General features: G+C 63.6%; 17 protein-coding genes. All 17 read right to left on the bottom strand.

Annotation, left to right across the window (positions count from 1 at the left end):
• Window positions 1–32 precede the first annotated feature (32 nt).
• The 17 genes from flhF to fliH all read right to left on the bottom strand — a co-directional run bounded on the left by flhF (window position 33) and on the right by fliH (window position 15,858).
• A complete protein-coding gene (gene flhF, locus AC07Y9_RS12105) occupies window positions 33–1,349 on the bottom strand; it encodes a flagellar biosynthesis GTPase FlhF (RefSeq protein WP_007922507.1) in 1,317 nt (438 codons plus the stop codon).
• Window positions 1,350–1,360: 11 nt separating this feature from the next.
• The gene (gene flhA / locus AC07Y9_RS12100; protein ID WP_053260128.1) at window positions 1,361–3,490 is read right to left on the bottom strand and encodes a flagellar biosynthesis protein FlhA; all 2,130 of its coding nucleotides are present in this window, start codon (window positions 3,488–3,490) and stop codon (window positions 1,361–1,363) included.
• 167 nt (window positions 3,491–3,657) lie between these two features.
• Window positions 3,658–4,794: a flagellar biosynthesis protein FlhB gene (gene flhB, locus AC07Y9_RS12095; RefSeq protein ID WP_007922509.1), complete on the bottom strand. Its 1,137-nt coding sequence runs from the start codon at window positions 4,792–4,794 to the stop codon at window positions 3,658–3,660.
• Between the two features lie 3 nt (window positions 4,795–4,797).
• Window positions 4,798–5,580 (bottom strand): flagellar biosynthetic protein FliR, encoded by a 783-nt coding sequence (gene fliR, locus AC07Y9_RS12090; RefSeq protein WP_087088871.1) that lies wholly within the window; start codon window positions 5,578–5,580, stop codon window positions 4,798–4,800.
• A gap of 3 nt (window positions 5,581–5,583) precedes the next feature.
• Entirely contained in the window at window positions 5,584–5,853 is a 270-nt protein-coding gene (gene fliQ / locus AC07Y9_RS12085; RefSeq protein WP_003184009.1) for a flagellar biosynthesis protein FliQ, read from the bottom strand.
• A gap of 24 nt (window positions 5,854–5,877) precedes the next feature.
• Complete coding sequence (gene fliP, locus AC07Y9_RS12080; protein ID WP_102678467.1) at window positions 5,878–6,627, bottom strand: flagellar type III secretion system pore protein FliP; 750 nt, start codon at window positions 6,625–6,627, stop codon at window positions 5,878–5,880.
• Entirely contained in the window at window positions 6,627–7,064 is a 438-nt protein-coding gene (gene fliO / locus AC07Y9_RS12075; protein ID WP_087088873.1) for a flagellar biosynthetic protein FliO, read from the bottom strand. The genes fliP and fliO overlap by 1 nt, the downstream gene beginning before the upstream one ends.
• Window positions 7,065–7,532 (bottom strand): flagellar motor switch protein FliN, encoded by a 468-nt coding sequence (gene fliN, locus AC07Y9_RS12070; protein ID WP_009042742.1) that lies wholly within the window; start codon window positions 7,530–7,532, stop codon window positions 7,065–7,067. It lies immediately after the preceding gene.
• Between the two features lie 54 nt (window positions 7,533–7,586).
• Entirely contained in the window at window positions 7,587–8,555 is a 969-nt protein-coding gene (gene fliM, locus AC07Y9_RS12065) for a flagellar motor switch protein FliM (protein WP_009042741.1), read from the bottom strand.
• A gap of 9 nt (window positions 8,556–8,564) precedes the next feature.
• Window positions 8,565–9,068, bottom strand: coding sequence for a flagellar basal body-associated protein FliL (fliL, locus tag AC07Y9_RS12060; protein ID WP_007922529.1), 504 nt, complete (start codon window positions 9,066–9,068; stop codon window positions 8,565–8,567).
• Window positions 9,069–9,246: 178 nt separating this feature from the next.
• The gene (locus AC07Y9_RS12055; protein ID WP_102678468.1) at window positions 9,247–10,611 is read right to left on the bottom strand and encodes a flagellar hook-length control protein FliK; all 1,365 of its coding nucleotides are present in this window, start codon (window positions 10,609–10,611) and stop codon (window positions 9,247–9,249) included.
• A gap of 110 nt (window positions 10,612–10,721) precedes the next feature.
• Window positions 10,722–11,066 (bottom strand): Hpt domain-containing protein, encoded by a 345-nt coding sequence (locus tag AC07Y9_RS12050; protein ID WP_007922619.1) that lies wholly within the window; start codon window positions 11,064–11,066, stop codon window positions 10,722–10,724.
• 30 nt (window positions 11,067–11,096) lie between these two features.
• On the bottom strand, window positions 11,097–12,803 hold the full coding sequence (locus AC07Y9_RS12045) for an ATP-binding SpoIIE family protein phosphatase (protein WP_102678498.1): 1,707 nt from the start codon (window positions 12,801–12,803) through the stop codon (window positions 11,097–11,099).
• Window positions 12,804–12,808: 5 nt separating this feature from the next.
• Window positions 12,809–13,114: an STAS domain-containing protein gene (locus AC07Y9_RS12040; protein ID WP_102678469.1), complete on the bottom strand. Its 306-nt coding sequence runs from the start codon at window positions 13,112–13,114 to the stop codon at window positions 12,809–12,811.
• A 118-nt stretch (window positions 13,115–13,232) separates the two neighbouring features.
• Window positions 13,233–13,682: a flagellar export protein FliJ gene (gene fliJ, locus AC07Y9_RS12035; protein WP_007922624.1), complete on the bottom strand. Its 450-nt coding sequence runs from the start codon at window positions 13,680–13,682 to the stop codon at window positions 13,233–13,235.
• Window positions 13,683–13,688: 6 nt separating this feature from the next.
• Entirely contained in the window at window positions 13,689–15,047 is a 1,359-nt protein-coding gene (fliI, locus tag AC07Y9_RS12030; protein ID WP_102678470.1) for a flagellar protein export ATPase FliI, read from the bottom strand.
• The gene (gene fliH, locus AC07Y9_RS12025) at window positions 15,037–15,858 is read right to left on the bottom strand and encodes a flagellar assembly protein FliH (RefSeq protein WP_102678471.1); all 822 of its coding nucleotides are present in this window, start codon (window positions 15,856–15,858) and stop codon (window positions 15,037–15,039) included. Before fliH ends, fliI begins: the two co-directional genes overlap by 11 nt.
• Window positions 15,859–15,863: the final 5 nt, after the last annotated feature.

The raw sequence follows: 15,863 nt of genomic DNA, 5'->3' as shown, positions 1-15,863 counted from the left end.
TGTAGGTACATTGCAATCTTTTCATGATTCCCTCAGCCAACCCGCTTGGTCGGGTTGTGGTAGAGGTCAGCGAACATGTCAGCCATGGCTTCTTCGCTGGGTTCTTCCTGCATCTGCACGCTCACCGCACGACTGACCAGCTGGTGACGGCGCGGCAAGTGCAGATCGTCCGGAATCCGCGGGCCATCGGTCAGATAGGCAACGGGGAGTTCATGACTGATCGCCAGGCTCAACACCTCACCAAGGCTGGCGGTTTCATCCAGTTTAGTCAGGATGCAGCCGGCCAGCCCGCAACGCTTGTAGCTGTGGTATGCGGCGGTTAGAACCTGTTTCTGGCTGGTGGTTGCCAAGACCAGATAATTTTTTGCCCGGATGCCACGTCCGGCCAGGCTTTCCAGCTGCATGCGCAGGGCCGGGTCGCTGGCTTGCAGGCCGGCGGTGTCGATCAGCACCACACGCTTGCGCAGCAGCGGATCGAGGGCTTGCGCCAGGGACTGGCCCGGGTCGACATGGGTCACCGAGACGTTGAGGATCCGGCCCAGGGTCTTGAGCTGTTCCTGGGCGCCGATGCGGTAGCTGTCCATGCTCACCAGCGCGATGTTCTGCGCGCCGTACTTGAGTACATAACGCGCGGCCAGCTTGGCCAGGGTGGTGGTCTTGCCCATGCCGGCGGGGCCGACCATGGCGATCACACCGCCCTCCTCCAGCGGCTCGACTTCCGGGGTCACGATCATCCGCGCCAGGTGGGCCAGGAGCATGCGCCAGGCCTGGCGGGGTTCGTCGATTTCAGTGATCAGCGCCAGCAGGTCGCGGGCCAGCGGACCGGACAAGCCGATACGCTGCAGGCGCCGCCACAGGTTGGCCTGCTCGGGCCGGCTGCCTTGCAGCTGGCTCCAGGCCAGGGAGCCGAGCTGGACTTCCAGCAGCTCGCGCAGGCCATTGAGTTCAAAACGCATCGAGTCCAGCGCCCGCTGATCGACCGCCGGTGCAGCGACTACCGGGGCCGGGCGCTGGGGTTCGTTGAATGTAGGTTCGATCAGCGGCTCGGCGGCGGTCAGCGGCAGGCCGGCGAACAGCTGGCGATTGGTGCTGGCATCGCCGTCGCCACGCAGGCTCAGTTCGGCCTGGGCGGTGACGATGCGCGACTGAGTCTTGCGCAGTTCGTCCTCGAGCTCCATGTTCGGCACCCGTGGCGCCAGCGCCGACAGCTTGTAATCCAGGGCAGCCGTCAGCTCGACACCGCCGGCGATGCGGCGATTGCCAATGATGGCGGCGTCGGCGCCCAGCTCATCACGAACCAGCTTCATGGCCTGACGCATATCGGCGGCGAAAAAACGCTTAACTTGCATAACCCACTACCTCAGCCGTTGGGCCCTACTGTCGCAACGATGGTCACTTGCTTGTTGTCAGGGATTTCCTGGTACGCCAACACGTGCAAGCCCGGGACCGCCAGGCGTCCGAACCGCGAGAGCATCGCGCGGACCGGACCGGCTACCAGCAGAATCACCGGTTGACCTTGCATTTCCTGGCGCTGCGCGGCTTCGATCAACGAACGCTGCAGCTTCTCAGCCATGCTTGGCTCCAACAGGACACCCTCTTCCGAGCCTTGTCCTGCCTTCTGCAGACTATTGAGCAAAATCTGTTCCAACCTGGGCTCCAAGGTGATCACAGGCAGCTCGGACTCAGTGCCTACAATGCTTTGCACGATGGCGCGCGACAATCCGACACGCACCGCGGCCACCAAAGCGGCAGTATCTTGACTCTTGGCGGCATTGTTCGCGATGGCCTCGGCAATGCTGCGGATATCGCGCACCGGCACCTGTTCGGCCAGCAGCGCCTGCAGCACCTTGAGCAGCTGGGACAACGAAAGCACGCCCGGCACCAGCTCTTCCGCCAGCTTCGGCGAACCCTTGGCCAGCAATTGCAAGAGCTGCTGGACTTCTTCGTGGCCGATCAGCTCGCTGGAGTGCTTGTACAGAATCTGGTTGAGGTGGGTGGCGACCACGGTGCTGGCGTCGACCACGGTGTAGCCCAGCGACTGCGCCTGGGCGCGCTGGCTGATCTCGATCCACACCGCCTCCAGGCCGAAGGCCGGATCTTTGGCGTTGATGCCGTTGAGCGTGCCATAGACCTGCCCCGGGTTGATCGCCAGCTCGCGATCCGGGTAAATCTCGGCCTCGGCCAGGATCACCCCCATCAGCGTCAGCCGGTAGGCGCTGGGCGCCAGGTCGAGGTTGTCGCGAATATGCACGGTGGGCATGAGGAAGCCCAGGTCCTGGGACAGCTTCTTGCGCACGCCCTTGATCCGCGCCAGCAATTGCCCACCCTGGTTGCGGTCCACCAGGGGAATCAGGCGGTAGCCGACTTCCAGGCCGATCATGTCGATCTGGGTCACATCGTCCCAGCCCAGCTCCTTGGTTTCCTGGGCGCGGGCCGGCGATGGCAGCAGTTCCTGCTGGCGCTTGACCTCTTCCAGCGCCTTGACCTTGACCACGTTCTGGCGTTTCCAGAACAGGTACGCGGCGCCGGCCGCCAGGGCCGCCATGCTCAGGAAGGAAAAGTGCGGCATGCCCGGCACCAGGCCCATCACCGCCATCAGGCCAGCGGCGACAGCCAGGGCCCGGGGCGAGGCGAACATCTGCCGGTTGATCTGTTTGCCCATGTCTTCGGAACCGGAAGCACGGGTCACCATGATCGCGGCCGCGGTGGACAGCAGCAGCGATGGCAATTGCGCCACCAAACCGTCACCGATGGTCAGCAAGGCGTAGACCCGGCCGGCATCGCCGAAGGACATGTGGTGCTGGAAGATACCGACCGCCATGCCCCCGATCAGGTTGATGAACAGGATCAGCAGGCCGGCGATGGCGTCACCGCGGACGAACTTGCTGGCACCGTCCATGGAACCGTAGAACTCGGCCTCTTGGGCCACTTCCGAGCGGCGGGCCTTGGCCTGGGCCTGGTCGATCAGGCCGGCGTTGAGGTCGGCGTCGATGGCCATCTGCTTGCCCGGCATCGCATCGAGGGTGAAACGTGCGCTCACCTCGGAAATCCGCCCGGCACCCTTGGTCACCACCACGAAGTTGATGATCATCAGGATCGCGAACACCACGATACCGACCACGTAGTTGCCGCCAATCACCACCTCGCCGAAGGCCTGGATCACTTTACCGGCGGCGGCGTGACCGTCCTGGCCGTGGAGCATCACCACCCGCGTGGAGGCCACGTTCAGCGCCAGGCGCAACAGGGTCGCCACCAGCAGGATGGTCGGGAATACCGCGAAATCCAGCGGCCGCAGGGCATACACACAGACCAGCAGCACGACGATCGACAGGGCGATGTTGAAGGTGAAGAACACGTCCAGCAGGAACGGCGGCACCGGCAGCATCATCATGGCCAGCATGACCAGCAGCAACAGCGGCACCCCCAGGTTCCCTCGACTGAGGTCGGCCAGGTTAGTGCGAGCCGTACTGATTAACTGAGAGCGATCCACCGGTATTCCCCGTTCCCTTGAAGCAAACTTTTGACGCCTGGAGGCGGCGCAGGGCGGGTATTGCAAGAAGCCTTCCAACTTTGGCCTGGAAGGCAAACTGATTTATGGCGTTGCGCCATCACCGACTAACAAGGGTGACTCCAGCGCCATCGACGCCAAGGCGCAGATCAAGAATCGCGACGCAAATCCGGCGGAATCGGCAGGTCCTTGAGCGGATCGGGACGCTTGCCTTTGCCGGCCCGGTGCTGGCGAATCTGATAGACATACGCCAGCACCTGGGCCACCGCCAGATAAAGCCCGGCGGGGATTTCCTGCTCCAGCTCGGTGGAGTAGTAGATCGAACGCGCCAGCGCCGGCGACTCCAGCAACAGCACCTCGTTGGCCACGGCGATCTCGCGGATCTTCAGCGCCAGGAAATCGCTGCCCTTGGCCAGCAACACCGGCGCCCCCCCCTTCTCGGCGTCGTACTTGAGCGCCACGGCGTAGTGGGTCGGGTTGGTGATCACCACATCCGCCTCGGGAATCGCCGCCATCATCCGCCGCTGCGACATCTCGCGCTGGACCTGGCGAATCCGCTGCTTGACCTCCGGACGCCCCTCCTGATCCTTGTGCTCGTCACGCACTTCCTGCTTGGTCATCAGCAGCTTCTTGTAGCTCTGGTACAGCTGCACCGGCACGTCCACCGCGGCGATCAGGATCAGCCCGCAAGCCATCCACAAGGTGCTCCAGGCCACCACTTGCACACTGTGGATAATCGCCTGCTCCAGCGGCTCGTGGGCGATCCGCAGCAGGTCGTCGATGTCCGAAGACAGCACCGACAAGGCCACGATCAGGATCACCACGAACTTGGCGAAGGCCTTGAGCAACTCGATCAGCGAGGTCGGGGACACCATGCGCTTCATGCCGCTGAGCGGGTTCATGCGGCTGAACTTGGGCGCCAGGCTCTTGGTGGAAAACAGCCAACCGCCCAGGGAGATCGGACCGATCAGCGCCGCCAGCACCAGGGGCAGCAGGATCGGCATCGCGGCGATAATCGCGATCTTGCCCGAATGCAGCAGGTACAGGCCCATGGCGCCGGGACTGAGCAGCACCTCGCGCGGCAGGGAGAAATTCAGGCGCATGATTTCCAGCAGGTCCCGGGCCACTCCCGCGCCGTAGATCAGCAGGCCGGCGGCGCCGATCATGGTGATTGCCAGGGTATTGAGTTCCTTGGAGCGGGCAATCTCGCCCTTTTCCCGGGAGTCCTTCTTGCGTTTCTCCGTGGGGTCTTCTGTCTTGTCCTGACCGCTCTCGCTCTCAGCCATGGTTCAACGCGCCTGTGCCAGGTTGCGCAGCAACTGCAGGGCCTCGACGGCCAGCGGTTGGTACTGGTTGAGAATGTCGCCCAGGCTGACCCAGAAAATCACCAGGCCCAGCACCAGGGTCAGCGGAAAGCCGATGGAGAAAATGTTCAACTGCGGCGCCGCGCGGGTCATCACGCCAAAGGCGATGTTCACCACCAGCAGCGCGGTGATCGCCGGCAATACCAGCAACAGCGCGGCGCCCAGCACCCAACCCAGCTTGCCGGCGATGTCCCAGAAATGGTTGACCAGCAGCGCACTGCCCACCGGCAAGGTGGTGAAGCTCTCGGTCAGCACCTCGAAGACCACCAGATGCCCATTCATGCCGAGGAACAGCAAGGTCACCAGCATGGTCAGGAACTGCCCGATCACCGCCGCCGAAACACCGTTGGTGGGGTCGACCATGGACGCGAAGCCCATGCCCATCTGCGTCGAAACGATCTGCCCGGCGATCACGAAAGCCTGGAAGAACAACTGCAGGGAGAAACCGAACAAGGCACCGATGATGATCTGCTCGGCAATCAGCAGCAGCCCGCCGAGATCCAGTGCATTGACCGCCGGCATGGGCGGCAGCCCCGGCACCACCACGACCGTGATGGCCAGGGTGAAATACAGACGGATGCGGGTCGGCACCAGGGTCGTGCCGAAGACCGGCATGGTCATCAGCACGGCGCCGATACGAAACAGCGGCAGCATGAAGCTGGCGACCCAGGTGCTGATCTGCGTATCGGTAAGCGCCAGCAGAGACATGATTCAGCCGATCAACTGCGGAATACTGCCGTACAACTGCAGGATGTATTCCATGAAGGTCTGCACCAGCCAGGGACCGGCGACGATCAGCGTCACCAGCATCACCAGCAGGCGCGGCAGGAAGCTCAGGGTCTGTTCGTTGATCTGGGTGGCGGCCTGGAACATCGCCACCAGCAAGCCCACCAGCAGGCTGGGGATCACCAGGATGGCGACCATCATGGTGGTCAGCCAGAGCGCTTCGCGAAACAGGTCTACTGCGACTTCAGGCGTCATAACGCGTCACCCGCCAACAAGGTTCTAAACACCACCGAAACTGCCCGCCAGGGTGCCGATAATCAGGGCCCAGCCATCCACCAGCACGAACAGCATGATCTTGAACGGCAGGGAAATGATCAGCGGCGAGAGCATCATCATGCCCATGGCCATCAGCACACTGGCGACCACCAGGTCGATGATCAGGAACGGAATGAAGATCATGAAACCGATCTGGAACGCGGTCTTCAGCTCCGAGGTGACGAAGGCCGGCACCAGGATCGTCAGCGGCGCCTGGTCCGGCGTCGCGATATCAGTGCGCTTGGACAGGCGCATGAACAGCTCCAGGTCGCTGCTGCGGGTCTGGGCCAGCATGAAGTCCTTGATCGGCACCTGGGCCTTGGCCACCGCGTCCTGGGCGCTGAGCTTCTCCGCCAGGTACGGCTGCAGGGCATCCTGGTTCACCCGGTCGAACACCGGGGCCATGATGAACATCGTCAGGAACAGCGCCATGCCGGTGAGGATCTGGTTCGACGGCGTCTGCTGCAGGCCCAGGGCCTGACGCAGGATCGAGAACACGATGATGATCCGGGTAAAGCTGGTCATCAGCATGACGAACGCCGGAATGAAGCTCAGCGCGGTCATGATCAACAGGATCTGCAGGCTGACCGAGTATTCCTGCTGGCCGTCGGCATTGGTGCCGAGGGTGATCGCCGGGATCGACAACGGGTCGGCCGCCAGCGCCAGCGGCGTCGCCAGCATCAGGGCCAACATCAAGAGGAGGCGCAACGGCATTACTTCTTATCCTTCTGATCCTTACCCAACAGCTCCATCAGGCGCTGGGCAAACTCCGGAGTCGCCTGCTCGGTGCTCGGCACCTGCACCGGCTCCTTGAGCACATGCAACGCAGTGATGGTGCCCGGCGTCAGGCCGAGCAGAATCTGTTCGTTGCCGACCTGCACCAGCACCAGCCGGTCCCGCGGGCCAAGCGCCCGCGAACCGATCAGCTCGATGACCTGGCCCTTGCCGGCTGGTCCGGCCTGCTGCACCCGGCGCAACAGCCAGGCGAGGAAGAAGATCAGCCCCACCACCAGCAACAGGCCCAGCACCAGCTGGGTCAGCTGCCCGGCCACGCCGCTGCTGCCAACCGCTGGCGCGGCGGTACCGGCCACCGGCTCGGCGGCCAGGGCCCAGAGCGGCCAGGCCAGGAACAGCGCGAGTGCCTTTCTCACTTAGCGCAGCTTCTTGATGCGTTCGCTCGGGCTGATCACGTCGGTCAGGCGGATGCCGAACTTCTCGTTGACCACCACCACTTCGCCATGGGCGATCAGCGTGCCGTTGACCAGCACATCCAGCGGCTCGCCGGCCAGGCGATCGAGTTCGATCACCGACCCCTGGTTGAGTTGCAGCAGGTTGCGAATGTTGATGTCGGTGCTGCCGACCTCCATGGAGATCGATACCGGGATATCCAGGATCACGTCCAGGTTCGGACCGTCGAGGGTCACCGGCTCGTTGTTCTTCGGCACGCTGCCGAACTCTTCCATCGGCAGGCGATTGGACGCTGGCGCGCTGGCCGCATCGGCCGCCAGCAAGGCATCGATATCGTCTTGCCCGGCGTCGCCGGTTTCCTGCAGGGCAGCCGCCCACTCATCAGCCAGGGCCTGGTCTTCTGCGGAAGTCATTTCGTGTTCGTCAGCCATGTTGTCCTCGGCGGGCAAAAAATCATTAACAAAGCGAATTCATAACAACGCCGCTCAACGGCGCTCGATCGGCTCGATCACTTGCAGGGCCAGGTTGCCCTTGTGCGAACCGAGCTTGACCTTGAACGCCGGTACGCCGTTGGCGCGCATGATCATGTCTTCAGGCAGCTCCACCGGGATCACATCCCCTGGCTGCATGTGCAGGATGTCGCGCAGGCGCAACTGCCGGCGGGCCACCGTGGCGCTCAAAGGCACATCCACGTCCAGCACGTCTTCGCGCAGGGCCTTGCTCCAGCGCTCGTCCTGGTCGTCCAGGTCCGACTGGAAGCCGGCGTCGAGCATTTCCCGCACCGGCTCGATCATCGAGTACGGCATGGTCACGTGCAGGTCGCCGCCACCGCCATCGAGTTCGATGTGGAAGGTCGAGACCACGATCGCTTCGCTCGGGCCGACGATGTTGGCCATGGCCGGGTTCACTTCGGAGTTGATGTACTCGAAGTTGACTTCCATGATCGCCTGCCAGGCTTCCTTCAGGTCGACGAAAGCCTGCTCCAGCACCATGCGCACCACGCGCAATTCGGTCGGGGTGAATTCACGACCTTCGATCTTGGCGTGACGACCGTCGCCGCCGAAGAAGTTGTCCACCAGCTTGAACACCAGCTTGGCGTCGAGGATGAACAGCGCGGTACCGCGCAGCGGCTTGATCTTCACCAGGTTGAGGCTGGTCGGCACGTACAGCGAGTGCACGTATTCGCCGAACTTCATCACCTGCACGCCGCCCACCGCCACGTCCGCCGAACGGCGCAGCATGTTGAACATGCTGATACGGGTGTAGCGGGCAAAACGTTCGTTGATCATCTCCAGGGTCGGCATGCGTCCGCGGACGATGCGATCCTGGCTGGTCAGGTCGTAGCTTTTGACGCTGCCGGGCTCGGCGGCGTGTTCGGTCTGTACCAGACCGTCATCGACGCCATGCAGCAGCGCGTCGATCTCATCCTGGGACAGCAGGTCCTGCACGGCCATGTCGTGTTCCTACTGCAGTACGAAGTTAGTAAAGAGCAACTGCTCGACCACCACTTTGCCGACCTCTTTCTGCGCCACTTCCTGCACGCTGGCGGTGGCCTTCTGACGCAGCATTTCCTGACCGACCGGAGTCGCCAGGGTGTCGAAGCTCTGGCCGGAGAAGAGCATGACCAGATTGTTGCGGATCACCGGCATATGCACTTTCAGCGCGTCCAGATCGGCCTGGTTGCGCGCCAGCAGGGTGATGCTCACCTGCATGTAGCGCTGGCGGCCGTTCTGTGTGTAGTTGGCCACGAAGGCTGGTGCCATGGGCTCATAGATGGCCGCCGGCTTGACGCTGCTGGTCGCCTCGGTCGTCTCGGCAGGCTTGCTCTGGGCACTGCTGTGCATGAAGTACCAGGTCGCCCCGACGGACAAACCGATCGCCAGCAACAAGGCCAGAACAATCAAGAGGATAAGCTTGAGTTTGCCTTTCCCGGCGGGGGTTTTCTCTGCTGCTTCGCTCTTCGCCATGCCAATAATCCGTCACTAATCGGGTTTTCACAGTCGCACGGCAAGGCAAGAGCAAGTGTTATGCCAGATTTGTCTGAACTGGGATGAACTGAAGGGATAGAGGAAGCGCAAAGCAGAAGATCGCCAGCCGCGGAGTCACACGGCTGGCGATCTTCTGTTCAATGACGCCCGAAGCGGGTCAGGCGTAATAGTCGACGGCGCTGCTGCCGATGACCGTGCTGGTGCTGGCGGCGACTTCGGCGACGCTCGGCGGCAGCTCTTCATCCACCCCATCCAGACGCCCGCCGCTGGCGCTGGTGCCGTTGCTGCGATGCTGCCCCTGCTGGGCCTGCTCCTGGCCACCCTGCCAGTTGCGCGACTGGTCGGAGACGTTGACGTCCACCTGCCCCATGCCTTGCTGGTGGAACATGTCGCGCAGGCGATGCATCTGCCCTTCGAGGGCCTCGCGCACGCCGACATGGGCACTCATGAAGGTCACCTGGGTCTGCTGGTCCGGCACCATGTTCACGCGAATGTCCAGGCGCCCCAGCTCGGCCGGCTGCAACTGGATCTCGGCCGACTTCAGATTGACGCTGGACAGGTACATGACCCGGTTGACCACTTCTTCGGTCCAGCCGCTCTGATGCATGGCCAGCGGCTGGTTCACCGGGACGGCATTGGCGGTCTTGGGCGTGGCCGCCTGGGTCAGGGCCGCCAGGCGGTTGGCGAAATCGTCGACGCGGGTGTCGCTGGCAGCGCCCTTGAGGTCCTTGAGACCGTCATCGAGCAGGCCGCTGAAAGCCTTTTCGCCGCCCTGCTCGGTGCTGTCCTTGTCCACCTGCAGGTCCAGCATGTTGGCCATGCCGCTGGCGAAGGTCTGCGCCGAAGTCGGCCCATCATCGGCCACCACGCTCGGCGCCGCCTTACTCTGCGCCTGGCTGGAAGCCGAGACATGGCCGCTCTGCTCCATGGCCAGGCGCACCACCGGCAGCGCATCCAGCGGATCGGCTTCAGGGTCGAATTCCGGATCGACCGGCACCGGCGTCGCGGTGCTGGTCACCACCGGTATAACCGGCTGCGCTTGCGGCTGCACAGGCGGCTGTGCCGGAACCGGCGCAGTCGCCACTTCTGGCTCGGGCGCCGGCAACGGCACCGGCTGGGTCGCCTGCATCAGCGCCGGATCAAGGGTCGGGTCGACCGGCGTGCTCTCGGCCAGCGGCTGATCGCTGCTCGCGGCCTGGTCATCGGCGACTTTTTCGCCACTGGCAACAGCCTTGTCGGCAGGCAAGGTTTTGCCGCTATCGGCAACCGCAGGCTCGGGGGCGGCAGTCTTGCCCTTGCCCTGATCCACCTTGGCAGCGGTTTCGCCACCCTTGTCGCGAGCCGGCTTGATCGGGCCGTCGGCAGCCGCTACCGGCTTGCCGAGTGCCTCCTTGGCGAACACCCGGGCAAAGCTTGCGCCTTTGTCCCCAGGCTCGGCGGCGCTGGCCTGGGGGGTGGCGGAAGCCGCTTGAGTCTTGGCCTGGGAAGCGGCCTGAAGAAGCATGTTCGGGGTAAGGGGCATGAAAACGGTCTCCGCTGCACTGGGATCGTAGGTACAGTTGGGAGACTTGATTGCAAAGGTCGAGCCAGCTTTGCTGGCTCGCGGAAAAATGCTTGGGCTGCAGCGGTTTTTCAGCAGTGAAAACGCTGGCGTTCCTGCTCGCACAGCTGCCGGACAATGGCGAATTCGCCATCGATCTCGCCCACCAGCTGCTCGATACCGCGCAACGACGAGCCCTGGGCACGCTGCTCCAACTGATGACAGAGCTCGGCCAGGCGAATCGCCCCCATATTGCTGCTGCTGCCCTTGAAGCTATGGGCAGTGGCGACAAGTTGACGGGGGTCGTCGACCTTGTGCAACTGGCGCAAACGCTCTTCGGAATCACAGAGGAAGGTGTCGAGCAACAGCGGATACTCATCCTCCATGACTTCCTGCAATGCGTTCAGCACCTCGTGATCCAGATGAATCTCAGACACTTGCTCACTCCTTGATCAAGAATCGGCGAATTATGCCAGAGGCTCCCAAGAAAACTCCACGCAGGCACTACGACCATCGTCAGACCAGCTGGCACGCCGGCTGAGCTGACGGATCAGGCTGACGCCGCGCCCGGAAAGACGGTCGCCATCGACGGGCCGCGCCATTACCCGCCCGACATCGAAACCACTGCCGCTGTCCTCGACCCGGATCAGCAAACGACCGCCAGCCCCTTGAGGCTCCACTTGCAGGTGCACCCGCACAAACCCCTCCTGCAAGGCTTCGAGGCGTACCGCGCGCTCCCGGTAATAGCGGGAAAACCCCTGGGCATCGCGCTTGAGACTCGAGTCCAGGCCCAATACGCCATGCTCCAGGGCATTGGAATACAACTCGGCCAGCACACTGTAGAGCGCCCCGCTCTGCGCCCGCAGGCCATGCACTTCCAGCAGCAGCTGCAACAGGTAGGGCAAAGGGTTGAAACGTTTGAGGGTCGCGGCGCGGTACTCGAAACTCACCGACCAGTCCAACGGGCAGGACTGACCGCTGTCGGAGTACACCAGTGCCGGCGGCGTCAGTTGCCGGGCCTCGAGGAGGCTGACCTCGACCATGCTCACGTCGTCCCGCGCATCCCCGCCAAACTCGCTCAGGGCCCGCTGGATCTCCTCGAACAACAGGTCCGGCTCGCGGTTGGCGGCAAACACCCGCTGCAGGCGCTCGACACCGAACAGTTGCTCGTTGGCGTCGCAGGTGTCGATCACCCCATCGGACAACAGAAAAACCCGGTCGCCCAGGGCCATGGGAAAGACTTCGGTGCGGTCGTCGAATGCCTCGGCGCCCAGCACACCCAGCGGCAGATGGTGCGCCACCAGCGGCACCCGCTCCCCGCTTGCCAGGCGATGCAGGTAGCCATCCGGCATGCCGCCGTTCCACACCTCCACCGCCCGCCGCTGGAAACTCAGGCACAGCAGCGTCGCACAACAGAACATGCCGACCGGCAGGATGCGCTTGAGCTTGGCATTCATCTCGCGCAGGGTTTCGGGCAGCCCGTAACCCTTGGCCGTCATGCCGTAAAACACCTCGGCCAGGGGCATCGCGCCCACCGCCGCCGGCAAGCCGTGGCCAGTGAAATCCCCCAACAGCACATGCATGTCGCCCGTCGGGGTAAAGGCAGCCAGCAGCAAATCGCCGTTGAACAGCGCGTACGGCGACTGCAGGTAGCGGATATTCGGCGCGTTCAGGCAGCCGGAATGCGCCACCTTGTCGAACACCGCCTTGGCCACCCGCTGCTCGTTGAGCAGGTAGTCATGGTGCTGGGTGATCTGGTCGCGCTGCTGCAGCACGGTTTCCTGCAGGCGCCGCAAGCGATCCATGGCCTTGATCTTGGCGGCCAGGATCACCGGGCTGTAGGGTTTTGCCAGAAAATCGTCGCCACCGGCCTCCAGGCAGAGCGCCAACGCCTCGCTCTGGGTGAGCGAGGTCAGGAAAATGATCGGCACCAGCGCTTCGCCAGCCAGATGCTTGATCTGCCGGGCGGCCTCGAAACCGTCCATCACCGGCATCATCGCGTCCATCAACACCAGGTGCGGGCGCTGCTGGATGAACAGCTCCACCGCCTCGGCGCCGTTACTCGCCGTCAGCACTTTGTGCCCCTGGCGCCGGACGATGCTCGACAGCAACATGCGGTCGCTGGTGCCGTCCTCGGCGATCAGCACGCACAGAGGCGCCTCACTCGACTGCATGTCGATCAACTGATGTCGAACAGCTTGTCGAAATTGGAAATGGCGAGAATCTTGCGCACGTCCGAGTTGCTGTTGATCACTCGCACGTCGGAATCGTCGCCGCCAGCGTGATCGCGCAGCAACAGGAGCATGCCCAGGGCGGAACTGTCGAGGTAGGTGGCGTCTTTCAGGTCCACCACTATGGAGTCGGGCCTTTTGTTGAGGTGCTCGTAGGACTCGCGAAACTCTTGATGACGGCCGAAATCGAAACGCCCCTTGATCGAAATCGTCAGTTTGTGCCCGTCCGGTGAAACTTCAGTAACGACTGACATGATTCGCTTCCTTGTGATTGGCAATCTGTACAAGGTTTAGCACCCCGTACAAGCCTGGGCAACCCCAACCGCCGAAGCGTCGCTGACGAGCGCCTGGCGGCGACGAATGGGGTGGCGATCAGTACGGATCCTGGCGCGGCAGGCGCTGGGACAGCTCGTCGAGCAGCTTCTGCTCGCGCTTGTCTTCCAGTTGGCGGGCTTCATCGATGTAGCGTTGCACCAGCTTGCGCAAACCCTCGACCCGGGCATAGGCCTGCTGCCAGGTTTCCCGGGCGCGGTTGAGGTTGTTCTGGTGCCAGGCCAGGCTTTGCCGCTGCTGGCCCACGGCGGTTTCCAGCTGATTGAGGAAGTGCTGGTAATTCATCAGCCACTGGCCGGAAACCCCAGCACTGCCTCGCTCGATCCACTGTTGCTGGTATTCGGCACGAAAGCGTTCCAGGTCCCCCAGTTTGCTTTCCGCCAGGCGCACCTGGCCCTGGAAATGCCCCAGGCGCTGGGCGGCGGTGCGCTCGGCGCTTTCGGCCATGTCGACCACCGGCGCCAGACGCGCGGCACGGCTGTTGGCCATGACGGATTAACCGCCCGGCGCCGGAGCGAAAACCATCTCCAGATGGGCTTCGCTTTCACCCAGGCTGATGCTGTCGTTGAGCCCCTGGCGCAGGTACGCGACCATCGACGGCTGCAGCGAGATGGCGGCGTCGGTTTCGCGATCGCCGCCCGGTACGTAAGCGCCGACGCTGATCAGGTCGCGCGCCTGTTGGTAACGCGACCATAGTTGCTTGAAATACTGGGCGCGAGTCATGTGCTCCGGGGTCACCACCGCCGGCATGACCCGACTGATGGACGCCTCGATATCGATCGCCGGGTAATGCCCCTCCTCCGCCAGGCGCCGCGACAGCACGATGTGCCCGTCGAGCACACCACGGGCCGAGTCGGCGATCGGGTCCTGCTGGTCGTCGCCTTCCGACAACACGGTATAGAACGCGGTGATCGAACCGCCGCCAGCCTCGGCGTTGCCCGCACGCTCCACCAGCTTCGGCAGCTTGGCGAAGACCGACGGCGGATAACCCTTGGTCGCAGGCGGCTCGCCGATGGCCAGGGCGATTTCCCGCTGGGCCTGGGCGAAACGGGTCAGGGAATCCATCAGCAACAGGACGTTCTTGCCCTTGTCGCGAAAATATTCGGCGATACGCGTGCAGTACATGGCCGCGCGCAGGCGCATCAGCGGCGCATCGTCCGCCGGCGACGCCACCACCACGGAGCGCTTGAGCCCCTCCTCACCGAGGATGTGCTCGATGAACTCCTTGACCTCACGGCCGCGCTCACCGATCAGCCCGACCACGATGATGTCGGCCTCGGTAAAGCGGGTCATCATGCCCAGCAGCACACTCTTGCCCACACCGGTACCGGCGAACAGGCCAAGACGCTGGCCGCGGCCCACCGTCAATAATCCGTTGATGCAGCGAATGCCCACGTCCAGCGGTCGACTGATGGGGTCGCGCTTGAGCGGGTTGATGGTCGGACCGTCCATCGGCACCCAGTCCTCGGCCTTCATCCCGCCCTTGCCGTCCAACGCACGGCCAGCACCGTCGAGGACCCGCCCGAGCATGCTCATGCCCATCGGCAGGCGGCCAGTATCGGCCAGCGGCACGACCCGGGCGCCGGGCGCGATGCCGGCGACGCTGCCGACCGGCATCAGGAATACCTTGCTGCCGGAGAAGCCCATCACCTCGGCCTCGACCTGCACCGGGTGATAGCTGTCGTCGTTGATCACCATGCAGCGCGTGCCCATGGCCGCCCGCAGGCCTTCGGCCTCCAGGGTCAGGCCGACCATGCGCAGCAGGCGGCCTTCGAGAATCGGCTGGTTCGGCAGTTCGGTGGCTTCGGCGTAGCTGCTCAGGCGCTTGCCGAAGCTGGTGCGGTCAAGGCGCATCGGCGGGGTCCTGCGCGGGGTCGACAGGGTCGACATCCGCGGCGGGCTTGCCGGTGGCGGCCCCCAGCTCAACGCTCAGGTCCGATTCGGCGGGATGCAAAGCCTGCTCATGAAGCTGGTCGGACAGCTTGCCCATGATCTTGGCGATCCGGGTTTCCATGGTCGCATCGATCCGGCTGTGCTCGGTCTCGACCCGGCAGCCGCCCGGCAACATGGCTTCGTCCTCGACGATGCGCCAGCTTTCCTCGTGGCGCTCGCGCAGGCTTTTGACCTGGGCGAAATCCTGCGGATTGATGTACAGGCGCACATTGCCCACACCCAGCGGCAGCAACTTGAGGGCTTCGCGCATGACATGCTCGATCTGGCTGGAGTCGATGGCCAGCTCGCGCTGGATCACCTGGCGCGTCATGTGCTGCACCAGGTTGACCAGGGCCTTTTCAATCTGTGTGTCCTGCTCGGCGATGGGTTCGAACAGATTGCCCATCAGCGTTTCCAGCGCTTCCAGCTTGGCGCTCAGGGCCACGTCGGCTTCCTGGCGGACCTTCAGCGTGGTGCTGTGGAAACCTTCCTTTTCGCCCGTGGCGAAGCCTTCGTTATAGGCTTCCTGGCGAATGCTCTCGAGCTCTTCGAGGGTCAGTGGCTGGACTTCTTCCAGCGGCACTTCCTCGATCTGCGCCGGCGGCTCTTCCACCGGTTCCGGCTCGGGCTCGGGTACATGGGGGTCGAAACTGGGCAGCGCCCAGACGTCGAAACCACCGACGTCCCGAGCGCGAATCAGGTCGCTGTGGGACTCATCACTGCTGGACGACATAACGC

This window comes from Pseudomonas sp. GW456-L12 (genome assembly GCF_059424045.1).
This window is presented reverse-complemented; position numbering and strand designations above follow the sequence as displayed.